Annotated in this window: 21 protein-coding genes; 12 read left to right on the forward strand and 9 right to left on the reverse strand. The window is 46.2% G+C overall.

From position 1 onward, the window contains the following. Positions 1-26 precede the first annotated feature (26 nt). Entirely contained in the window at positions 27-233 is a 207-nt protein-coding gene (locus V7051_RS16090; protein ID WP_333876642.1) for a type II toxin-antitoxin system HicB family antitoxin, read from the forward strand. Positions 234-377: 144 nt separating this feature from the next. Here V7051_RS16090 and V7051_RS16095 read toward each other — a convergent pair whose 3' ends face one another. The 6 genes from V7051_RS16095 to V7051_RS24710 all read right to left on the reverse strand — a co-directional run bounded on the left by V7051_RS16095 (position 378) and on the right by V7051_RS24710 (position 7,648). Beyond that, positions 378-1,925, reverse strand: coding sequence for an SIR2 family protein (locus tag V7051_RS16095; RefSeq protein ID WP_333876641.1), 1,548 nt, complete (start codon positions 1,923-1,925; stop codon positions 378-380). Between the two features lie 151 nt (positions 1,926-2,076). Beyond that, positions 2,077-3,537, reverse strand: a complete 1,461-nt coding sequence (gene ubiD, locus V7051_RS16100; protein WP_333876640.1) for a 4-hydroxy-3-polyprenylbenzoate decarboxylase — start codon at positions 3,535-3,537, stop codon at positions 2,077-2,079. Beyond that, on the reverse strand, positions 3,534-5,573 hold the full coding sequence (gene prlC / locus V7051_RS16105) for an oligopeptidase A (RefSeq protein WP_333876638.1): 2,040 nt from the start codon (positions 5,571-5,573) through the stop codon (positions 3,534-3,536). The genes ubiD and prlC overlap by 4 nt, the downstream gene beginning before the upstream one ends. Before the next feature lie 7 nt (positions 5,574-5,580). Then, positions 5,581-6,939: an HDOD domain-containing protein gene (locus tag V7051_RS16110; protein ID WP_333876636.1), complete on the reverse strand. Its 1,359-nt coding sequence runs from the start codon at positions 6,937-6,939 to the stop codon at positions 5,581-5,583. Between the two features lie 61 nt (positions 6,940-7,000). Next, entirely contained in the window at positions 7,001-7,468 is a 468-nt protein-coding gene (locus V7051_RS16115) for an RDD family protein (protein WP_333876634.1), read from the reverse strand. Next, positions 7,469-7,648, reverse strand: coding sequence for a hypothetical protein (locus tag V7051_RS24710; RefSeq protein ID WP_006891830.1), 180 nt, complete (start codon positions 7,646-7,648; stop codon positions 7,469-7,471). Positions 7,649-7,871: 223 nt separating this feature from the next. On the opposite strand from V7051_RS24710, the gene pcnB reads away from it, so the two are divergent. The 5 genes from pcnB (at position 7,872) to panD (ending at position 11,961) form a co-directional block, all read left to right on the forward strand. Further along, complete coding sequence (gene pcnB / locus V7051_RS16120) at positions 7,872-9,251, forward strand: polynucleotide adenylyltransferase PcnB (RefSeq protein ID WP_333876632.1); 1,380 nt, start codon at positions 7,872-7,874, stop codon at positions 9,249-9,251. An 11-nt stretch (positions 9,252-9,262) separates the two neighbouring features. Continuing rightward, on the forward strand, positions 9,263-9,766 hold the full coding sequence (gene folK, locus V7051_RS16125; protein ID WP_333876630.1) for a 2-amino-4-hydroxy-6-hydroxymethyldihydropteridine diphosphokinase: 504 nt from the start codon (positions 9,263-9,265) through the stop codon (positions 9,764-9,766). A 41-nt stretch (positions 9,767-9,807) separates the two neighbouring features. Then, positions 9,808-10,623 (forward strand): 3-methyl-2-oxobutanoate hydroxymethyltransferase, encoded by an 816-nt coding sequence (gene panB / locus V7051_RS16130; RefSeq protein ID WP_333876628.1) that lies wholly within the window; start codon positions 9,808-9,810, stop codon positions 10,621-10,623. A 5-nt stretch (positions 10,624-10,628) separates the two neighbouring features. Beyond that, positions 10,629-11,471, forward strand: a complete 843-nt coding sequence (panC, locus tag V7051_RS16135; protein ID WP_333876625.1) for a pantoate--beta-alanine ligase — start codon at positions 10,629-10,631, stop codon at positions 11,469-11,471. Positions 11,472-11,574: 103 nt separating this feature from the next. Next, positions 11,575-11,961, forward strand: a complete 387-nt coding sequence (panD, locus tag V7051_RS16140; RefSeq protein WP_333876623.1) for an aspartate 1-decarboxylase — start codon at positions 11,575-11,577, stop codon at positions 11,959-11,961. A gap of 189 nt (positions 11,962-12,150) precedes the next feature. Here panD and fliW read toward each other — a convergent pair whose 3' ends face one another. The 3 genes from fliW to V7051_RS16155 form a co-directional block, all read right to left on the reverse strand. Then, positions 12,151-12,606 (reverse strand): flagellar assembly protein FliW, encoded by a 456-nt coding sequence (fliW, locus tag V7051_RS16145; protein ID WP_333876621.1) that lies wholly within the window; start codon positions 12,604-12,606, stop codon positions 12,151-12,153. Between the two features lie 89 nt (positions 12,607-12,695). Then, positions 12,696-13,922 carry a flagellar assembly protein T N-terminal domain-containing protein gene (locus tag V7051_RS16150; protein WP_333876619.1) on the reverse strand — a complete coding sequence of 409 codons (1,227 nt, stop codon included), beginning with the start codon at positions 13,920-13,922 and terminating at the stop codon, positions 12,696-12,698. Between the two features lie 247 nt (positions 13,923-14,169). Continuing rightward, positions 14,170-14,796, reverse strand: a complete 627-nt coding sequence (locus V7051_RS16155; RefSeq protein WP_333876617.1) for an LPP20 family lipoprotein — start codon at positions 14,794-14,796, stop codon at positions 14,170-14,172. Between the two features lie 140 nt (positions 14,797-14,936). Between V7051_RS16155 and rlmH the strand changes: the two genes are divergently transcribed. The 6 genes from rlmH to bamC all read left to right on the forward strand — a co-directional run bounded on the left by rlmH (position 14,937) and on the right by bamC (position 23,035). Next, the gene (rlmH, locus tag V7051_RS16160) at positions 14,937-15,404 is read left to right on the forward strand and encodes a 23S rRNA (pseudouridine(1915)-N(3))-methyltransferase RlmH (protein WP_333876615.1); all 468 of its coding nucleotides are present in this window, start codon (positions 14,937-14,939) and stop codon (positions 15,402-15,404) included. Next, on the forward strand, positions 15,404-15,979 hold the full coding sequence (locus tag V7051_RS16165; protein WP_333876613.1) for a Maf family protein: 576 nt from the start codon (positions 15,404-15,406) through the stop codon (positions 15,977-15,979). The genes rlmH and V7051_RS16165 overlap by 1 nt, the downstream gene beginning before the upstream one ends. Continuing rightward, positions 15,976-17,430 (forward strand): ribonuclease G, encoded by a 1,455-nt coding sequence (gene rng, locus V7051_RS16170; RefSeq protein WP_333876611.1) that lies wholly within the window; start codon positions 15,976-15,978, stop codon positions 17,428-17,430. Before V7051_RS16165 ends, rng begins: the two co-directional genes overlap by 4 nt. A gap of 225 nt (positions 17,431-17,655) precedes the next feature. Beyond that, positions 17,656-21,519 carry a YhdP family protein gene (locus V7051_RS16175; protein ID WP_333876609.1) on the forward strand — a complete coding sequence of 1,288 codons (3,864 nt, stop codon included), beginning with the start codon at positions 17,656-17,658 and terminating at the stop codon, positions 21,517-21,519. A 120-nt stretch (positions 21,520-21,639) separates the two neighbouring features. Beyond that, entirely contained in the window at positions 21,640-22,449 is an 810-nt protein-coding gene (locus V7051_RS16180; RefSeq protein ID WP_333876607.1) for a carbon-nitrogen hydrolase family protein, read from the forward strand. Between the two features lies 1 nt (position 22,450). Continuing rightward, positions 22,451-23,035, forward strand: coding sequence for an outer membrane protein assembly factor BamC (gene bamC / locus V7051_RS16185; protein ID WP_333876605.1), 585 nt, complete (start codon positions 22,451-22,453; stop codon positions 23,033-23,035). Positions 23,036-23,052 lie beyond the last annotated feature (17 nt).

The following is a 23,052-nucleotide window of genomic DNA, read 5'->3' on the forward strand; positions in this document are numbered from 1 at the left end:
ACTGAGCTTCCACTTCTGGAGACATCATGAATTTTCATATTGAGTATGAGCGTGAGGACGATGGTCGCTGGTTAGCAGAGGTTCCGGAAATTCCCGGCGTATTAACGTATGGCGCTACCGCCGACGAAGCAATGGCTAAGGCTGAAATATTAGCTCTTCGCGCACTGGCCGAGCGCATCGAAACCGGGGAAAGCCGTCCCATTCCAATCAATATTCAACTTGTTGCTGCATGAGTCAATGGCCTTCGGCAAAGGCCAAACGAGTTCTTGCCGCACTGCTTAGCATCGGCTGGGAAATTAAACGTCAATCAAGATCGCATATCGTACGTTAGCTAGAACCGGCTGGCCCTCGCATTTTCAAACATACCGGCCTGAAGCTTAATGACTTGCAGGGCTAACGAACGGCTGTTGTGTTACAGCATTATGGCTTTGATCATCATGCATTCTTAGATCATAAGCACATAATATTTTCCGGTAAGGAGTGTTGGACTTATCAGAAAAATTTCGTAAATATTTTTCAACCTCATGTAGCGGAAGCTCTCCATTACATGTCAGCCAAAATATTGCATTATTCTTGTTACATTCGGTAATGCTATCATCCGAGAATATAGAGTCAATTGTATTATGCGCAATTTTACAAGTTGAAGCTATTGATTCTAGTGCTGATTTAACTTTGGCTCTTTGTCTTTTTTTTAAAGTCTCAATGTTATTAATTTCAGAGTATATTTTGCTAAATCCAAACACTGGAAAATATTGACTGCTTTGTATTGTGTATTTGTTTATTAATGTAAGCAACTGTGAGTTTGATTCGTCTATGATATTAAAGTAATTGGACATCATTTCAGCAGATGTTTGATATTGATATTGGATTGTTTTTGGTGATCCAATAGCAATTATCTTGTCTTTATTATCTAGAGAATCCAAATCCTCAGTAATATTGACTTTAATATCACCACCCGAATATATTTCTTTCACTATGCTTTGTACTTTCCTAATATCCATAGCGGATATCGGCAGTGTTAAATTTGATAAGGCTGAATATATTTCTTTAAAATTGTCAGTCTTAATCTTGTTGATGCGTATGGTTGAAAATCCTTCTAAATCAATATCATGTTCGCATATTTCTAACGAGTTTGAACAGGGCTCATATTCTACCAATAAAAAGTTATCTTTTATTTTATTTGCATCTTGAGAGTTAGGTTCTACATAAGTAAAAATAGTTTTCAGCAAGCTCTTTATATTTTCATCTCCAATGCCATACCCCATAAAAATGATAGGATTATGAATAAATATAGATAACAATTGTGCCCTAATTAATTCATATTTATCATCGAACTTTTTATAGTCATTGTCTGTAATAATGATCTTCAATGGATCACTAACACATCCATGTATCTTATATACAGAACCATATGGATTGCTTAATAGAATGTCATTGCCAATCAAAGGCTGAAATTCAAATACGGACTCAATAAGTTTATCGTAGTTAGTTGTAATAATTGATGCGATGTTTTTTCTTATCTTTTTTAGCTCCGAAACTTCTTCCGTCATACCATCTTTAATATCAATAGAAGAAAGTAGTTTCGATATGTATATTTTGAACCTACTAAAATTAATGCCTTGTTCCATATTCTCGTAGAAAGTATCATTAACTTCCTTAAATTTTCCGTTGCGATCAGAGAGTAAAACGGAGTTAAATTCTTTCTCAATAAGCCCCGCCATTTTTGAAAAGCCATATTGTCCACCAGTCTCACAACTAGATTTAATGTCGAGATAATATTCAACATTTCCTTTTAAATCATGTGAAATCTTACGAAGTAATCCGTCCCATGTATACGAATCATTTAAATATCGGAGGCTAACTCCTGCTCCCACGAAGAGCACTGGATGATTTCGATACGTTGAAATAAATTCTTGAACATTCATGTAAACTCCTTAATTCCTAGTAATGTAGATAGAAGGTCGGGCATGCATTTTGTGTCTGACATTCCAACGCGCTCATAGTCGGAAGCCTTCTGAATGGTTGGCTAATTTGGTGTCCTAGGTGGGACGGGGCAGCATGCCCCGCGAGCGAGTCCTAAAATAAGCTATCCCACATCTCATCCACCCTCTTAACCACCTCCGGCGACATCACAATAGTCCTGCCCCATTCCCTATTGGTTTCCCCCGGCCATTTATTGGTCGCGTCAAATCCCACCTTGGAGCCCAAGCCTGAAACCGGCGACGCGAAATCGAGATAATCAATTGGTGTGTTTTCCAATATGGTCAAGTCCCTGGCGGGATCCATCCGTGTGGTCATCGCCCAGATCACATCCTGCCAATTGCGCACATCGACATCGTCGTCGACAACGATCACGAACTTGGTGTACATGAACTGGCGCAGGAACGACCAAGTGCCCAGCATCACGCGTTTGGCGTGACCGGCGTATTGCTTTTTCATGCTGATCACGGCCATCCTGTACGAGCAGCCTTCCGGGGGCAGGTAGAAGTCGACGATTTCCGGGAATTGCTTTTGCAAAATCGGTACGAACACCTCATTTAATGCAACGCCGAGGATGGCCGGTTCGTCGGGTGGTCTACCGGTATAGGTACTGTGATAGATCGGCGCTTGGCGCTGGGTGATTCTTTCGATCGTGAACACCGGAAAGTCGGCGACTTCGTTGTAATAGCCGGTGTGGTCGCCGTAAGGGCCTTCAGCGGCGAATTCGCCGGGATAGATAAAGCCTTCCAACACAATTTCAGCGCTGGCCGGGACTTGCAAATCGTTAATTAACGATTTGGCGACTTCGGTTTTGCTGCCGCGCAATAAACCGGCGAATGCGTATTCGGACAGCGAGTCCGGTACCGGCGTGACGGCGGCCAGTATGGTTGCAGGGTCGGCGCCCAGGGCCACGGAAACAGGGAAAGGCTTGCCCGGATGGGCGGCCTGAAATTCCTTAAAATCCAATGCACCGCCACGATGCGCCAACCAGCGCATAATGACTTTGTTTTTGGCGATGACTTGCAGGCGATAGATGCCCAGATTCTGCCGGTCTTTATTCGGGCCTTTGGTAATCACCAACGGCCAAGTAATCAACGGAGCGACATCTTCCGGCCAGCAGGTCTGGATAGGATAAACGCCGAGATCGATTTCGTCGCCTTCCCGAACCAGTTCCTGGCACGGCGGCGAGCTGATAATTTTAGGCGCCATATTCAGCACTTGCTTGAACACTGGGAACTTCTCCCAAGCGTCTTTCATGCCTTTGGGCGGCTCGGGTTCTTTCAGGTAAGCCAGCAGCTCGCCGATGCCGCGTAACTCGGTGACGGAGTCAGCGCCCATGCCCATTGCGACACGGCGGGGCGTACCGAAAAGGTTGGCCAGCACTGGAATATTTGCGCCTTTTGGATTTTCGAATAGCAATGCGGGACCGCCCTGTTTTAAGGTGCGGTCGCAGATTTCGGTCATTTCCAGATAGGGATCGACTTCAACGGTAATGCGTTTTAGCTCTCCCTGTTTTTCCAGCTGTTTGATAAAGTCGCGCAGGTCTTTGTAGATCATGCCGCGATGCCGTTATGTCTGAGTAACGCATCAATGGTGGGTTTGCGGCCGCGGAAGTTGATAAATAACTCCATTGCGTTTTGACTACCGCCTTTTTCGAGGATGTTGGTTAAAAAAGCTTTGCCGGTTTCCTGGTCAAAAATGCCTTTTTCTTCAAACAGCGAAAAAGCATCGCTGGACAGCACTTCGGCCCATTTGTAGCTGTAATAGCCCGCCGCATAACCGCCCGCAAAAATATGTCCGAAGCTATGAGCAAAACGGTTAAATTTCGGTGGCTGGACAACGGCGACCTGTTCCCTGACTTGCTCCAGAATTTCATAGATGCGACCGCCTTTTTCTGGGTCGTAATCCCGGTGAATCCGAAAATCGAACAGGCTGAATTCCAATTGCCTTACCATGATCATGCCTGCTTGGAAGTTTTTTGCGGCGATCATTTTATCAAATAAGGTATCCGGCAATTTCTCGTCGGTTTGATAATGGCCCGACATCAGCGCCAGCGCCTCCTTTTCCCAGCACCAGTTTTCCATGAACTGACTGGGCAGCTCGACCGCATCCCATTCCACGCCGTTAATGCCTGAAACGCCCAGATGGTCGACCTGGGTGAGCATATGGTGCAAGCCGTGACCGAATTCATGAAACAGCGTGGTCACTTCGTCATGGGTCAGCAATGCCGGTGTATCGCCGGTTGGCGGAGTGAAGTTGCAGGTCAGATAGGCGACTGGAGTTTGAATGGTATCGTCGAATCTCTTGCGGCTGACGCAATCGTCCATCCAGGCGCCGCCGCGTTTTTTGGAACGGGCGTAAAGATCGAGATAAAACCGGCCGCGTAGTGAACCGGTTTGGTCATGGATCTGGAAAAAACGCACATCGGGATGCCAGCTGTCGAAATCGTTGATCTCGGTTATCTGCAAGCCGTACAGTTTTTCTACGATTGCAAATAAGCCCGGCAAGACGCGGGTGATTGGAAAATAGGTTTTAACTTCTTCTTGCGACAACTGGTAAAAATGCTGGCGCATTTTTTCAGAGAAATAGGCCATATCCCAGGATTGCAGGTCATTAATACCATAGTGTTGTTTGGCGAATTCACGCAGTTCGGCCAAGTCTTTGCGCGCATGCCGCCAAGAGCGGTCGGCCAAGTCTTCGAGAAAACGGGTCACGTCATCCGGTTTTTCAGCCATTTTGGCAGCCAGCGACAATTCCGCGTAATTGTTGAATGCCAGCAAACGGGCTTTTTCATGGCGCAGGGCCAGGATTTTTTCCATGTTTTCGCTGTTGTCCCACTGTCCGGCATGCGGGCCTTGGTCGGAAGCGCGGGTTGCGAAGGCTTCGTAGTGTTCGCGGCGTAATTCGCGGTTGTCGGCGTAAGTCATGACCGAAATATAGGATGGAAATTGCAGGGTGATCATCCAGCCGTCTTGGTTATGGCTTTCAGCGGTTTGTTTGGCTTGAGCCAAAGCGGATTCAGGCAAACCGGCCAAGTCCTGTTCATCCCTGATCAGCTTGCTCCAGGCATTGGTTGAATCCAGCACGTTTTCTTCGTAGTTGCTGGCAAGAGCGGATAATTCCTGGCTGATTTCTTTGTAGCGTTGCTTTTTTTCATTATCCAGGTCTATGCCGGACAATTTGAAATCTCTTAACGCATTGCGAATGATTTTTTGCTGGGCGATGTCCAGTGTTGCAAATTCATCGCTTTCGGCAATAAATTGATAGGCTTTAAACAAAGCTTCGTTTTGTCCCATTTCAGTCGAATAGGCGCTGAGCTTAGGCAGACAGGCGTTGTAGGCATCGCGCAACTCATCGCTGTTGACCACGGAATTCATGTGACTGACCGGGGACCAGGCTTTGTTGAGCTTATCGTCGACATCTTCCAATGGCTCGATCAGGTTTTTCCATGTGTAATTTTGTGTGGACTGGAGATGTTGTTCTACAGACGAGCGTGCTTCGGCTAATAATTGATCGATTGCCGGTACGACGTGTTCCGGTTTTATTTGGGAAAACAACGGCAATGTGGAGTTGGTTAATAATGGATTATTCATAGTAATCTCAAGAAAGAAAGTTCATGGCTGCATGAATGCGATTTTTTGCTTTGTGCAGTACGTCCAGGGAAAAGTCGGGGGTTAATTTGCTGTTTTTAAGTTTAATGTAGGCGGGTATCGAGTTCATATACGGTATTTCCTTGGCTCTGTGGGTACCGAAATAGCTGTGCAATTTGGCCAGTATGACGATATCGACCAGATTCAATTTATCGCCGTCACTTTCATGGAACCAGTCTTCGGCGTATTTGGGAATGGCTGCTAATTCCGGAGTAAAGCCCAATGTATGCAGCACTAGCGAGCCGACCGGCGGACTTAAAAACGGGATGGCCGATTCCAATACATCAAGGTTCGGGTATTCATTGGGGTTCTGCTCGGCAAAATGCAATACCGGTATCGTACCTATATCGCTAACCAAGCCGGCTAATAGGGCATCTTCAGGGTTGACTGTGCCGTTTTCCTGCGCGAGCACAAAACTCAAGCTGGATATATAGAGGCTGTTTTTCCACAAGGTTTGCATTTTTTCCATCAATTGCTGGTCTTGGCAGCGGAATAATTGTTTCAGGCTGATGCCCATGACCAGTTTGCGGGTTTGATCCAGGCCTAATCGGGTAACAGCCGCATGGCAGTTGGTAATCGGTGATATTGGCGAATATATCGGGCTGTTGGCCAGTTGGATAAGTTTGGCGACGATGGATGCATCTACGCCGATAATTTTAACGACTTCTCGAAGGCCCAAATCTTTTTCCATTGCCTCTTTCAGTTTTAAAGCGACATTGGGCAATGAGGGTAGGCTTAATTTGTTTTCCCGGTAGGCGCTCGAAAAACTGGTAAAAAAACGGTTGCCGGCAATTTGTTTGGGCAATTCAATATCAACGAGTTCAACGGAAATAGTCTGTTGGATGCTTTTTCCGGACCATCGACAGATAAATTCTCCTGCAATTGCCAAGATAGTGATGTCTGTTTTAGCGAATGCTGTTGAACCGCAAAGCTTACCGCTATTGAGCGGCAGATTGGCCAGCGATGACTCTGCCGACAGGGTGTAGCGGTTGTCGCTATCCGGCTGAAGTTCAACACTTCCTTCAAGCAGATAAAAAACGGAATTGGCTTTCTGGCCCAGTCTGAAAATAACAGAACCCTGGCTATAGCGTAATGTAGTGTGGGCCAGTTGCTGAACATAGGCATCATCCATATCTCGAAGTGGAGCCAGCTTTTTTAGAACTGTCAGCGGCAGTTTTTTATGCTCGGTGGAAACAGGTTCCGAGCAGGTAAGTATATTATTTGGACTGGTGGGGAAGGCGATGTCTGGTTTCTTTTCCGGCGGAAGGGGCGTAGAGCTCTGGGGAAATAGTTTAGTAAACCAATTCATGATGGCATCGCGAGTTATTGTTTGTAAGTTATGCGGCTTGGCGTTTTGTAATTGTAGTGGCTCAATGATGGTCCTGAGTGTCAAAAAAAAGGGCTGTTTTGGATAAATGATCGTGCCAGCTGCGTTGGTTTTTATCAATAAGAATCCACAAAAAACCTAATCCGCAAAAACTCCACGATAAGAGGGCTGCCATGAAACGAAGCAAAGCTTGTTTCCAGCTGATGGGCTTCATATCCAGTGTGAGTACTTTTATTTTCCAAGCGCGCAGGCCTAATGTTTGTCCGCCATGAGTCCAAAACCAGGCGTAAAAGAAGAAGCTGACTAGCAGTAGATAAATGGGGAAAAAGAATTGTTGGGCGGTGAAAGCTTCGCCTGCATTTAAAGGCAGCAATATTGCAGTCGCGACAAATAAAATGGCGATCAGTAACAGGAGATCATAAAGTATTACTGTTAGGCGACGTAAAAAACCAGGTTTTGAAGCGGGACCGTTGCCTGGTTTTTGCGGTATATTTTTTGTTTGGCCGACCAATTAAATTTTAAATAAAGCTAGTTTTTGACCAAAATACATGCACATCGCCATTAGCGCTCCCAACATTACGAGAGAAAATAAGAATGGCGGTCTATGAAACAGAAGAATGAAAAAATCTGTTGCAAAAAGGCTGGTTAACAAAGGTTGGTCAATTAAGCTATTAAGAATCTTTTTGAACATAACAAATTCCAGTCAAGCACGCTAATGTTTGTGCGAATGTTTAAAAAAATGGTTATCTGATTTTTTATCTGGTACACGCAACGCGATGTAATTAGAATTGCTTGAAAAAAATCAGAGTGATGATTCTACTCCATTCAAAAGGGGAATGTAAAAGAAACTTGCGGATTGGGTTAGAATTCATTAGCAATGATATAATCAAAATAATTAGAAAAATAAATAAGGTGTGAAGACTATTTTAAACTTCTTTAAAAAAATCATTAAATCAGCCAGAAATGAAGCTGAGCCGGTCGACGCACGAGTCAAAATATACTCGCGTGCGGAACACAATATTTCTCGATCCCAGATCAGTGAGCATGCGTTGAAGGTTTTGTATCGTTTGCAAAAAGAAGGGTTCGATGCTTATCTTGTCGGCGGCTGCGTGCGCGATTTATTGTTGGGGCGGGAACCTAAAGACTTTGATGTTGTCACCAATGCAGATCCTGATCAAGTTAGAAAAGTATTTCGTAATTGCCGGTTAATCGGACGTAGGTTTCGTCTAGCGCATGTGCATTTTGGCCGGGAAATTATTGAGGTTGCGACTTTTCGAGGTGCCGGAGAAGAGCAAAACGACAAGCAGGTGCTCAACAAGGAAGGGCGATTATTACGGGATAATGTTTACGGTACGATTGAAGAAGATGTTTGGCGCAGGGATTTTACCGTTAATGCACTCTATTATAATATAAAGGATTTTTCGGTAGTGGATTATGTCGGCGGCATGGCTGACCATAAATCCGGTACACTCAAGCTTATCGGCGACCCTGAAATGCGTTTTCGCGAAGATCCTGTGCGCATGTTAAGGGCGGTGCGTTTTGCCGTAAAGCTTGGCTTCAAGCTGGATCGTGATTGCGAGAAAGCGATACACAACGACGTTCAGCTACTGGCCAGCATACCGTCCGCCAGGCTTTATGACGAAGCGTTAAAATTGTTTTTATCCGGTTATGCGTTGCAAACTTTTGAAATGCTTAGGCATTACGGGCTTTTTCAAGTGTTGTTTCCTGCCACTGAGAACAGTTTGGCGATTGAAGAAGACGGATTCCCCCGGTTGATGTTAATTAAAGCTCTGGAAAATTCGGATAACAGGATAGCCGAGGGTAAAACGGTTACCGCTTACTTTTTATTGGCGGCCTTTTTGTGGGAACCCGTACGCATGTTGGCCAAAGAAAAAATGGCGCAAGGCGAGGTTGAATACATTGCCTATCAGGATGCGGCCAATGAGATTATTGCCAGTCAGGTTAGAAGTACAGCTCTCCCTCGTCATATTAGTATGGCTATGCGTGAGGTTTGGAATATGCAGCCCAAATTTAATGCGCGTATCGGATCTAAGCCCAGCCGTTTGATCGGGCATCCACGCTTTAGAGCGGGTTATGATTTTTTGGTATTACGTGCCGAGACCGGAGGTGCCGATCCCGAGTTGGCCGAGTGGTGGACAAAATATCAGAATGCCAGTGAAAATGAACAAAGAAAAATGACTCAGCCCGCGCGCCGCACTCAAAATAACAAGTCGGTGCGCAAAAGAAGTTATCATAAAAAGACCAATGATAGTTCGCCAAAAACAGAGCCTTAAAGTATCTAACTATGCAAAACTCAGAAACTGATTTGGTAACTGTTTATATAGGATTGGGCAGTAACTTGGCAGACCCTGCCGAACAAATAAAATCAGCGCGTACTGCAATAACGCACGTAGCCGGAGTTAAGGAATTGGCGTTTTCCGGTTTGTATCATAGCTCGCCTATGGGGCCGCAGGATCAGCCTGATTACGTTAATGCGGTGATGGCTGTCGAAACCGGTTTGCCACCGATGGATTTACTGCGTTGCCTGCAACATATCGAAAATGACCACGGACGGGTCAGAAAAGCCGAGCGCTGGGGAGCAAGAACGCTGGATTTGGATATGTTGATCTATGACGATCAGCTTATTGAGCTGCCTGATTTAATTGTGCCGCATCCGGGTTTGGCTGAGCGGGCTTTCGTTTTGTATCCCCTGTTTGAGATTGCTCCGCAATTGGTGGTGCCCGGAAAAGGCAATATTGCCGACCTGCTGGCCCTATGTCCACTGGATGAACTGAAACGGCTGGATTGATTGATCCTTGCTTCAGTAAATCCGCTATTTCGCTGAATAAAATGAATCAATATGCTTCCACAGCCACGTTAAAGCTGTTGTCAATTACTGACTTGGCTGCAATGAAACAACGCGGCGAAAAAATTTCTTGTTTAACCGCTTACGATGCCGGTTTCAGTGCATTAATCGACAAAGTCGGTGTCGATATGATGTTGGTGGGAGATTCTCTGGGCATGGTTATCCAGGGCCATGATTCAACACTGCCGGTCACCATCAGGGACATGGTTTATCACACCCGGTGTGTTAGCAATTCTCGTCAGCGTTCGTTCGTTATCGCCGATTTGCCGTTCATGACTTATACCACCCCTATTATCGCGGCCAAAAATGCTGCTAAATTAATGCAGGTTGGCGGTGCGCAAATGGTTAAGCTCGAAGGGCCGAGAATTGATTGTGTTAGTTTCCTTGTTGATCAGGGTATTCCTGTTTGCGGACATTTAGGTTTGTTGCCGCAGTCGATTAATCAACTGGGCAGCTATAAGGTTCAGGGTAAGGAACAGGCGGCTGCCGAAAAAATGCTTGCCGATGCCCATCAATTACAGCAAGCGGGTGCCGGCCTGCTGGTATTGGAGTGTGTTCCTGCAACCTTGGCTAAAGAGATCAGCTCACAGTTAACAATCCCGGTTATAGGCATTGGTGCCGGTGTAGACTGCGATGGGCAAGTGCTGGTGCTTTATGACATGCTCAATATCGGTACGATCAAACGCCCGCGGTTTTCCAGAAATTTCATGAGCGATGCAGCTAATATTGAGGAGGCTATCAATGCCTATCACCAATCAGTCAAGCAGTCTTTGTTTCCTGCGGCTGAACATAGTTTTTAAGGCTTATGCAGATAGTTAATACAATATCGGAATCACGCGATGCTGTAAGAGCATGGCGATCAGCAGGGCAAAGTATTGCGTTGGTGCCAACGATGGGCAATTTGCACGCCGGGCACTTAAAGCTGGTAAATGAAGCCAAGAAAAAAGCGGATCGGGTGGTCGTCAGTATTTTTGTAAATCCTACCCAGTTTGGTATCGGCGAAGATTTTGAGACTTATCCCCGTACCGAGCGTGAAGATCAGGAAAAGTTGAATGACTCCGGCGCGGATTTGTTGTTTCAACCTGCCGTTTCAGAAGTTTATACGCAAGATGCCAAAACGGTTGTATCTGTAACCGGTTTGTCTGAATGGTATTGCGGCGCGTCCAGGCCAGGACATTTTAATGGCGTTGCAACAGTTGTTTGTAAGTTATTTAATATCGTGCAACCCGATGTCGCCTTGTTCGGGCTAAAAGATTTTCAGCAGTTGACGGTGATACGGACGATGGTCAGGGATTTGAATATCCCTGTTGACATAGTCGGTGTGGAAACAGTTCGGGAGGCAAGCGGCTTGGCGATGAGTTCCAGAAACGGTTATTTAACTTCAGAGGAAAAAACAGCCGCTGCCAAACTGTATCAATCTTTATGCGTTGCGCGTGATGCCATTTTAGCAGGTCAGCAATCTTATGAAGAAATAGAGCGAAAGGCGTTGCTGTTTTTGCAGGAGGCAGGCTTTCAGCCGGATTATTTTAGTATATGCAGGACAAATGACTTAAAAAAAGCAGATGTGGATGATGTAGAATTGGTTTTGTTGACAGCAGCAAAGCTTGGCAAAACCCGGTTGATAGATAATCTTTGTTTTTCCAGGTAGGCTATAGCAGAATTTGTAAGGTTTGGAAAATGCTAAAAGTTGATGCATTGTTGCAATTAATGGATAATGCGCGGTTCTCAAGGGTATTTAGATAGTTTTTATTATGCAAATCACAATGCTTAAAGCGAAATTACATAGAGCCACGGTGACCCATTCAGAATTGGGTTATGAAGGTTCTTGCGCGATTGACGGCAATATTCTTGATTTATCGGGTATCAGGGAATACGAGCAGATACAGATTTATAATATCAATAATGGTGCGCGTTTTACGACCTATGCCATTCGTGCTGAAGAAGGGTCGGGGTTATTTTCAGTTAATGGCGCTGCGGCCCGTTTAGCGTGTCCTGGGGATCTGATTATTGTGTGCGCGTTTGCAATATTGGATCAAAAGGAAGCTGAAAGTCATAAGCCTACGCTGATTTATTTTAATGAAAAGAACCAGGTTCAGCGTTCAGCCAGTTCAATTCCTGTCCAAGCCGCTTCAGCTTGATTGCCTGATTTATGGCGCGCAAATCAAGGGATTCAGACTTAATAACGCTTGGGTATTAATTTTCTAGCCGGTATCCTTACCAGCAAAACTGCCGCTAAAAAGCGGCAGTAATTATTAATTGCTTGAGCGTGTTGCTAAAAATTGAATATTGGGGCTCTTTTCGAAGAGATATCCGTCCTGCTATTGGCTTTATGCGCTCTCAGAAACATTAATTTCATTGCTGGCGTCGGTCAGCGTTATGCTTTGTTCTACTTGAGCAAGCACTTTTTGCAAGCCTATTCTTTTTGCGCTGTTTATTACCAGTGGGGATCTAATGGCCCCTTTAATGACAGGTTGGTCGGATGTATCTTTATGTAACATTATCAGTATCAGCGCGTCGGCATTATCTTCAATTCCCAGTATGGCTTCTTCAGCATCATCTAATACAAAGTCGTAATTGATATTGAAAATAGAGGGTTGAGCAACTGAAAAGGCAAGGGATTCATCGTCTAAGGATTGCAGCCAGAAAATGAGGGGATTGTCGCCTTCTTGATGAAATAGCTTGAAGCGGGTTTGATCTTCAAAACCAGGAATTCCGTTAGGAAAATTAATGATGGTGCTGGGGTCAATGGTTTGGTCGCCGAAAAAGCTTGATTTAATTTCCATAATGGACTCGGGTAAAAGTGAATGTAAATGCAAATATATAGTCTAAAGCTATCAGTATAGCAAGGCTAGGTTGTAATGAGCCGAGCCGTTTACCAGGATTTTACCCAGTCTCCAACCCTGACGCCCAAATCACGAGCAGGAGCTTCCAAGCTGCCTATGGAGTAACGGGGCGTGACATTAAGAATGGTTAACACACCGGCCGGTTGCTTGTCTTTACCAACAAAGCTGAGGCCGCCATCAAGATTCAAGTCATCACCGCCGGTATTGTAAACCACCAATTGATCACCGACGCTAAGTTTTTCCTGCGCGCCCGCATCAATAAACACCTTGTCATCCTTAACTTCAATAATACGCGTGGCAAAAGGATAACAACTTAATGACTGACGAATATCCGTACTGGCCTGATCTATCAGTTGGGTTATTTTTGCGCCGGTCGAAGTGGAGTTAAAGCGCTCACTGCCTACCGTATAAGTTGCGGGGATCCATACATCGCCTATGACATCGTCAATATAACGCTGCTGGAAGAGTAATGCGCCGGTAAATCCGTCATGTACAAAAACATCGATCCCAACCCCGCGCCTGGCTACGACATCGCGCGCCAAACTTCTGGCAAATGCCAAAGGCCCTGCGCCCCTCATGTATTCAGTGGATTCGACCTCTAAATCCCTAATTACACCGGACAGCACCAATTGCACACCGTTCGATGCGGCTATTTGCATGACTTTTGATGGGCGATAGGCGGCGCGGTCTTGTATTTCCGGAGCCAAGTCCGGTCTTGGATATAAATTGATATTAGTGGCGTTGCTGCCTATAAAATCGCCGGACTCAATTAAATGATTGTTCAGCTCGCGTGGAATGCCGCCGTATAAATCCTGCGTTTCGTAGCCGCTTACCTGTTCTTGTTTAACTAAAGGGAAGGCGGTTGCGATAATACGTTTTCGATAGTGGGGTGTGCAGGAATTGTCGGCGGATAGCTCCACCATTGCGACAACATGATAGATATTATCGGTAGTCCATTCCTTAATCACTTTGGTATTGGTCACCGCAGCAGCGGAGCGCAGGGAAACAGTATCTATAGAAACGTTATTTTGGTTGACTGTAGTCTGGCTGTGAAGATTTACGGACGATTGCATCGATGCCTGACGGATAGCATCCTGCAATGCCTGTTTTTTAGCTAACAACGGCATGCTTTTGTTAATGGCGGCTTGACCTTCAACAGTCACTACATTAGTAGGAGGTTGTTTTTGAACTGTGGCGCATGACTGGCTTAATAAGATGACTGATACCAATATGCATTTGAATACTATTTTTGCCATTCATCAACTCGGTTTGTTGCTGTGTCTACAGGGACAGATATTGGCCTTGGAATTGCTCTACTGGACGCCATCCACTTGGACTATATAGATCAAGGAGCGTAAGCAGGAGCTGGTGCTCCTGCAAGTCATCATTAAATGCTATTTATGATAATTTTCAAAATAATTGTTCACGACAATAACAGCTTTATAAAGTCATACAACAATACAAAAAGTCACGCCATCAGGATTCGGCTGACTTTTGGCTGGGTTATTTGTTGTTAAATCCCTTGGTATTGGGATAATTGTAACCGTTAATGCTCGATACTTTAGATGGGCTATCGTCAGTGTTGGATGCCGGACTTTCCATGTTTTGTTGGAGACACTGGTTCATCAATTCGCTTGGACCGTTAATACATTCATAGAATCTTGGCGTCAAATCAAGCTCCACAACCGTTTCAAAAGTATCGTCGCCGGCATAAATGTCGCTGCCGATAGCTGAGGTTCTTTTTACCCTTGCTCCGCGTAAATAAGCATTAAGGAAAATCTGATAATTGTCATGGGTGACTTCCGCATCGCCAACCGTAGTTTGCCCACGCAATTGAATACCATTAAGCTGCTCGGCCAAACTTCTGTAGGCATCCATTTTAGATGCTCTCATGGCCATTAATTTAATTTGCGATCGCGAATACCGGTCACTTTTTTCAACGGTGCCATAGCCTATTGCGCTGATAGTTTTTTGCGGAAAAAACGCCATTGTTGGCGGTGCTTTGGCAGTAGTACAAGAGGTCATCAATAAGCTGATGGCTAATCCTGCTATCGCCAGGGAGGGTGTGTGCACCGCAAGTCTGTCGGTAACAGACGCGGTGAATGCCGGCTTTAAAGATTTAATGTTCACGGTAATGACTCCTGTGTCAGTTTGTTAATATAGCGGCTGGTAAGCTCATTACTTAAGTTCCAGTCAGTTATTTTTGTTATGGGATACGACTCCATTCGACCTCATTGCATCAGAAGCCTGTTCTCTGTATCCTGCACCGCATGCAAATAAATTTGATTTCAATAGGAAACCGTATGCCGTCCTGGGTACAGCAGGGTTATGATGAATATGCCAAACGTTTGCCCCGAGAATGCGAGTTAGTGCTTAAGGAGATTACGCCGGGCAAACGGACCAAGAACAGCGATGTCGCCAGAATTGTAAAAGAGGAAGGAGATCGGATGATCGCGGCAATCCCTCAAAGCACGCATATTGTAACCTTGGATATACCCGGCAAATCATGGACGACGCCCGATCTGGCGCAAGCGATGCAACGTTGGCAGGAAAGCGGGCAGCATGTTTCGCTATTAGTTGGCGGCCCGGAAGGTCTGGCAGATTCAGTCAAACAGCTGGCGCGGGAGTCATGGAGTTTGTCCAAACTGACATTTCCTCATCCGCTGGTGCGCATTGTCGTCGCCGAGCAGATTTATCGCGCCTGGAGTATCCTCCATAACCATCCCTATCATCGCTAATGGCAGCGCAGATTATTCTTGCCTCAGCTTCTCCTCGCCGCAAGGAACTGCTGGATCAAATTAAAGTTACTTATAAAGTTAATGCGGTCGATGTCGATGAAACACCATTGCTCAATGAAGCGCCTTTGGCGTATGTGCAGCGATTGGCCGCTGAGAAATCTGCGGCGTGTGTCCGGCAGTTGGGCGACAACTTACCGGTTTTGGCTGCCGATACCGCAGTGGTTTTGGACGATTTGATTATGGGAAAACCCAAAGATCGGGATGACGCGCTTGCTATGTTAAGACTGTTATCCGGTAAAATGCACCAAGTTTATAGTGCAATTTCGCTCAGGGGGCGAGAGCACGATCAGGCGGTAAGCATTACCGAGGTGACTTTCAGATCATTGGCTGAATGCGAAATAGAGGCCTACTGGCAAAGCGGCGAACCGGCCGATAAAGCCGGCAGTTATGCAATTCAAGGATTGGGTGGTGTATTTGTGGCGTCGATTAGCGGCAGCTTTTCCGGTGTGGTTGGTTTGCCGTTATTTGAAACCGCAGAACTTTTATCCAGGCAAGGCATAGGTCTTTTCAAATGAGTGAAGAAATTTTAATCAACGTTACTCCGCCTGAGACGCGTGTTGCGGTTATTGAAAATGGCGTCTTGCAGGAATTGATCATTGAAAGAACACGGCAACGGGGCTTGGTCGGTAACATCTATAAAGGTGAAGTGTGCCGGGTTCTGCCCGGTATGCAGGCGGCTTTTGTCGATATCGGCCTGCCCAGAGCGGCGTTTTTGCATCTTTCCGATTTGTGCGCGAAGGATCTGGAAAAAAAAGGTTCGGAAAATATCGAGCATTATCTGCATGAAGGCCAACATATTATCGTGCAGGTGGTCAAAGACCCTTTGGGCAGCAAAGGCGCGCGCTTAACCACGGAAATATCGATACCGTCGCGGTTTCAGGTCTATATGCCGTATGCGCACAATTCCGGTGTGTCCCAGCGGATTGAATGCGAGCCCGAGCGAGCCCGGTTAAGAGTCTGTCTCGACACGTTCAGGCTGGAGCATAAATGCGGCGGTTTTATCGCAAGAACGGCGGCAGAATGCGTTGATGAGGCGATATTGGTTGCCGATATGACATTTTTGCTGAAATTGTGGGAATCGATAGCGGCCAAAATTGCCAACGCCAAGCCCAAACAGTTTATCCATAAGGATTTACCGCTCAGTATCAGAACCTTAAGAGATTTATACAGGGAAGGTATTGAAAGAGTTCGGGTGGATTCAAGAGAAACTTATCATCGCCTGGTCGAGTTCGCGGAAATTTTTGTACCGGAAATTGTGCCGGTTATAGAACATTACACCGGTGAGTGTCCGGTATTCGATATTTACAGTGTTGAAGATGAAATCCAAAAAGCGCTGGAGCGTAAAGTCAACCTGAAGTCGGGCGGGCATCTGGTGTTCGACCAAACCGAATCGATGACGACTGTCGATGTGAATACCGGCGGTTATGTCGGCGGCCGTAATCTGGAAGAAACTATTTTTAAAACCAATCTTGAAGCTGCGCAGACGATTTCCCGGCAGCTCAGGCTCAGAAATCTCGGCGGCATCATCATTATCGATTTTATCGATATGCAGAGCGAGGATCATAAAAAACAGGTATTGCAGGCGTTCGAACGGCATTTGGAAAAGGATCACGCGAAAACCAACATTACCGAAGTTTCGGTGCTGGGATTGGTCGAAATGACCCGTAAAAGAACCCGTGAAAGCTTGGAGCATATACTTTGCGAACCTTGCAGCGCCTGCGGCGGTCGCGGCGTTTTGAAGACAGCGGAATCGATGTGCCTGGAAATATTCCGGGAAATTATTCGCGAAGTCAGGCAGTACAAAGTTCAGAAAATATTGGTTCTGGCATCCAATGAAGTTGTGGAAATGCTGCTTGATGAAGAAGCGGATATGCTGGCGGAATTGGAAGTCTTTTTGAGTGTACGGATTAAGTTCAGGGCCGAAGCCGAATACAATCAGGAACAGTATGATGTGGTGTTGCTATAAGGGGTAATACATACTGTTTTTCATTATAGATATACAGATCGTAAGATGGGTTCGACTGAATGGGCAGATATTTTGCTCCTTACAAAATCCGCATTTTCCACATTTCTGTGGGTTATGAGGAGGTAGAGCAATGCAAGAACAATTACCGAGAGCGAACCTCATCAAACCGAACATCGCATTTTTGATGGGTTTCGCTTTGCACTACCCATCCTACAGGTTTTTTTAGTGATCCATCATATTACGCGTGCAACGCGGCATCTCATTTTCTGGTCTTTGATTGCGGCAGCTATCGGCTTGACCGGTGTACGCCTGCTATTGTCGGGAATTGAACACTATAAGTCCGATCTGGCGGCCAATATCAGCTCAGTTGTCGGCACACCGGTAACAATAGGCCGCTTGGGCGCAAAAATGCGCGGCTTTAATCCTGAACTGGTGTTAAAAGACATCGCTATTTCATCCGAGACTGCTCCCGCCTATCCCCCTTCAGGGAATGAAGAACCCGCTATCCAGTTTAATGAAATTCGTCTGGGCGTTAATTTATTGGATATGCTGGTCAGTAGGGATTTATTGTCATCGTCTTGGGTCACATTGGTGGGAGCGAAGCTGACCATTAAACGGCAGCAGGACGGCAGTATTGTTATTGCCGGTTTAAAAGCCAGCGACGGTCAGCCGCAGTGGCTCATGCAGGGCAGGAGATACGAAGTCTTGCAAAGCGAAATTACCTGGCAGGATGCAACGGGCAATGCTCGGTCGCTGTTGTTTAATGGGGTAGATCTGGCAATCAGCAATGACGGCGAGCATCATCGGCTCAATATGCTGATGAAATTACCGAAAAAAATCGGCAATAGATTAAGAGTGTCCATGGACTTTAAAGGCAGCGTTTTTGAGCCTTCAACTATTCAAGGTCGAATTTATATCGATGGCCAAGCCGTTTTATTGTCTGAGCTGGTAGCGCTTGTTCAAACCTCAGTCGGGGATCGGCTGCATATCAATACCGGTACCGGGGACTTCAAAATCTGGGGCGATTGGCGGCAATCGCAGTTGGTGTCGATGGATGTCGCGGCACAAATTCAGCAGATGGCACTGGTTCGGCAGGATAAGCGGGAATTTTCGGTTAAACAGCTGAACACTCGTTTTCATTGGGGACTCAACGACGCAAACAACCAATGGCAACTTGATGTAAACGACTTCTCACTGGAAACCCAGGATAATGCCAAAGGCGCTGTTAAAAAATGGCCTGCCGCAATATTCAGTGTTTCCGGTCAGCGTATGGATGATGCGGCTTTACATAAATTAGCGCTGTATGTTGAACAATTGGACTTGCAGGAAGCGTCCGAGCTTGCGCAGTTCTTCGCCCCGATTCCGAATGAGCCGGCTAACCTGCTGGCGCAGGCACGGTTACAAGGCATGCTGGAGAATCTCTCCTTGTTTGCCGATTTGGATACAAAATCGGTGGCCCTGAGCGGCAGGTTTACCAAGGTCGGTGTTGCGCCGATGCTGTCAGTGCCCGGTATAGAGAATTTGACCGGCCAAATAAAGGGTAACGAAAAACAAGGAGTTATTACGCTTGCGACTAAAGATGCCCGGTTAATAGCACCGGATCTGTTTCGTGAAACTTTGCCGATCAATCGCCTTCAAGGCCTATTGGATTGGCAGCAAGCGGAAAATGTCTGGTCTGTATCCAGTCCAATGATTGAACTGGATTCTTTTAGTTTTCAGAGCAAAACCCGGTTTCGGGTTGATATTCCCAAATCGGATCAGCCGGTTTTTATGGATTTGCAAAGTTCGTTTGCCGGAGAAGATGCAACCGAAGTCCCGCATTTTTTACCGGTAGGCATTATGGATAAAGATGTCGTCACCTGGCTGGATCGTGCATTTGTTAGCGGCAGTATGACCAACGGCGGCTTGCTGGTTTACGGTAATCTGAACGATTTTCCGTTTAACACCGCCCCGGGTGTTTTTGAAGCTGTATTTAATGGCGAGCGGTTTGATTTGTCATACGCTCCCGACTGGCCTCATATAACCGGTATGAACGCCGAGGTCATGTTTTCACAGGACAGCCTCAAGGTTAATGTCCTGCAAGGGCAATCCGGTAATGTGATCATTAAACAGGCTGAAGTGACTATTCCAAAGCTGAATAAAAGCAAACAGTTGCTGATTCAGGGCGAAGCTGAAAGCGGGATTGACCAAGTTTTGGCTTTTATGCAGCAGACGCCGTTGAGCTCGCCGGTGGATTCGCTGCTGGAAGCGATTATCCCGCACGGAAACACTCAGATAGTGTTGGATCTTAAAATTCCTTTGGTTGATGGAGCGCCAACCAAGGTTGATGGAAAAGCACAATTAAAAGATGCCGGATTGACTGTGAAGTCGCTGGCTTTGCCGGTCAGTAAAATTAACGGCGATCTCAAGTTCAACGAGCAGGGCGTGTACAGCGATACCATTCATGCCGCAGCCTTGGGGCATCCGATAGAAATCCATATTGAAAGTTCGGCTAGCCAAACCACCGTCAACGTGGACGGGAATGTTGGCGTTGATGACTTACAGGCACAATTTGATATGCCTTGGTGGAAAATAGCTTCCGGGGCAACAGATTATCGATTAAGTCTGGACTTGCCTTATGGGAATGTGGCTCCTAAGCTGGTTGTGGAGTCGACGCTTTCCGGCGTGTCCTTGGATTTGCCGGCATCACTGGCCAAAACCCGCGAACAAATCGTACCTTTCTCGTTGACGTTCAACTTAAATGATAAGCCGTTATTGCCGGTGCAGTTAAATTACGACAATAAACTAAAAGCGGCGATGCAGTTGGATACCGTGAAAAAAACCCTATATTCAGGTCATGTGTTGGTGGGTACCGGTGAGGTCGTCCAATCGCAGGATGCAGGATTAAAGTTGGAAATTAACCGCGACCACTTGGCTTTGCAAGATTGGTTAGGCTTGGCGACTGCCCAAGGCGCAGGTGACGGCGTGACGGAACTAAAAATTCATAGCGATCATGCGCTGTGGAAGAAAATCGATGTAGGTATTTTCGATCTGGCTTTGAAGCGTAACGGCAAGTTTTGGGCCGGAGCTATAGCCAGTTCGCTAGCAAAGGGGACCATCCAGATTCCTGCCGACTTTAACAGCACCGACAGAATCAGCCTGAACATGGAATTGCTGGATATGTCGGCATTAAAACAAGTAGGATCGAAAGACGACTCCGCTGCGCAGACATTATCGGCAGAGCTTATGCCTTTATTGACGATCACCAGCAATAAAACGCTGTGGCAATCGATTGATCTGGGACGTTTATCATTGGAAACTGAGCGCATACCGGGCGGCATGAGTTTTAAGGATGTAGCGCTGATCGGGAAAAATCAAAAGCTGGTCTTGTCGGGCGATTGGCTGGCAAGAGGAGGACAATCGGTAACCTATGCCCGCGGTCATCTGGAAGTGCCTCACGCCGGTCCTCTGCTGGCACAGTTGGATATTACCAAGGATTTGGCCGAAACCGGCGGAGACGTAGATTTCAGCGTCAGCTGGAACGCGGCGCCTTATCAATTCTCATTGGCGGATTTGAAAGGCCAGGTAGATATTAATCTTAAGAATGGGCGGATTTTAAGTATAGAGCCCGGATTCGGCAGGTTATTGGGCATGTTGGCCCTGGCTCAGTGGATAAAGCGGGCGCAGCTGGATTTTAGCGATATTTATGAGGAAGGATTGACGTTTAACAGCATCAAAGGGCATTTTGATTTGGCCAGCGGGATTGCATCGACCCATAATTTAATCGTCGATGCGGTTCCTGCAAAAATCGCCATCAGCGGTGATACCGATCTTGTGAGTCAAACTGTTGATCATATTATTAATGTCACACCTAAAAGTGCCGATGCCGTGCCTATTGCTGGTACAATTATGGGTAAAGTAGCGGCCTTGGTTGGGCGGTCTTTGACCGGCAAAGATCAGGAAGGTTTTTTCTTTGGTTCCCAATATCTGGTAAAAGGGGCGTGGGGTAAAGTGGAAATCATTCCGATGCATAAAAACGATGGCTTGTTACAAAAAACCTGGAACGGCATTACCGATTTTCCATGGTTAAGACAGAAAGAAGAAAAATAAAGGTAAAACTACAGCAGTCATGGAGAACACAGCGGACATGCCAGTATCAGTCGAATTTATTGATGCTCTATTTGTAAAGTTTGCATCTGCTGAGTAGTCATAAATTAAAGAGAGATCAATATGAGTAGATGTGCGGCCATTCAAATGGCATCAAGTCCCAATATCAGCGCTAACTTGCTGGAAGCCGAAAAGCTTATAGCGGAAGCAGTCAAAGCGGGTGCGAAACTGGTGGCTTTACCGGAAAATTTTGCGCTGATGGGCGATCACGAATTGGACAAGATCAAAGCAAAAGAAGTCGATGGCTCCGGGCCTATCCAGAGTTTTTTGGCGACGGTCGCTAAAAAATACGGAGTCTGGGTCGTTGGCGGCACTATTCCTATCGCGGGTAACGACAGTAATAAAGTGCGGGCGGCTTGTCTGGTATACAACGATCAGGGCGAACGTGTTGCACGTTACGATAAGGTGCATTTGTTTGATGTCAACGTTCCCGGCAGCAATGAAGTTTACCGGGAATCCGACTCGATTGAACCGGGTACTGATTTGCTGGTGATTGACACGCCTTTTGGCAGGATGGGCGTCGCCGTCTGTTACGACCTGCGCTTCCCCGAGTTTTTCCGCAAGATGGGCATGGAAATACTGGTTATTCCATCTGCATTTACCGCAGAAACAGGTGCCGCGCATTGGGAATTGCTATTGCGTGCGCGAGCAGTGGAAAACCTGTGTTATGTGATTGCGCCGAACCAAGGCGGGTTTCATCTTAATGGCCGTAAAACTTTCGGGCATAGCATGATTGTCGATCCGTGGGGTGTGGTGCTGGATTGCTACAAAACGGGAGGCGGCTTTGTCTCTGCCGAAATAGATATCGAACGCCTGGAAAAAGTACGAGGTGCATTTCCGGCGCTGAACCACCGTCGTTTTTTTTGTGAATAATATGCATGTAATAATTAAAAGTTTATTGCTGACCGGTTTTCTGGTTTCCTGCGGAACCACCACCCCGGACAGCCGTTATCGCGATACCCAACATCTTGAACGGCCGCCTAGAGTGACTAACAGCAGTCCTACCAAAGAGCAGCGCATTGTCGACAACAGCTCAATTCCGAAGAAAAAAGACAGGGCCGGGTTAGGCTCTGATGTATATCAGAGTGCGCCAACGCAACTGACGATCAAACAGCCTTTTGATGATGCCTGGAGCACTTTAGGCCGGGCATTGAAGCAAAGCGGGCTCAAAATAACCGATCATGAACGTGATAAAGGGCTTTATTATGTGACTCGGGATACAACGGATAAAACCGGCTTTTTTGCAAAAGCCACCGCCTTTTTAAGTGATGATCCAGCCATCTATTTGTTAACTGTAAAGCAAGAGGCTGAAGAAACAGTGGTAACCGCAACTTTAGCCAATGCGACCGAACAAAGCAGTGGACCTAACGAAACTACGCCGCCACCTTCTGTAGAAGGTGCGGAAGACTTGTTGCAGTTATTATTTACCACGCTACGTGATAAGCTGGAAGAAGAATGACGAAGTAGGGATGTGTT

This window comes from Methylobacter sp. (assembly GCF_036845245.1).
GTDB lineage: Bacteria > Pseudomonadota > Gammaproteobacteria > Methylococcales > Methylomonadaceae > Methylobacter_A.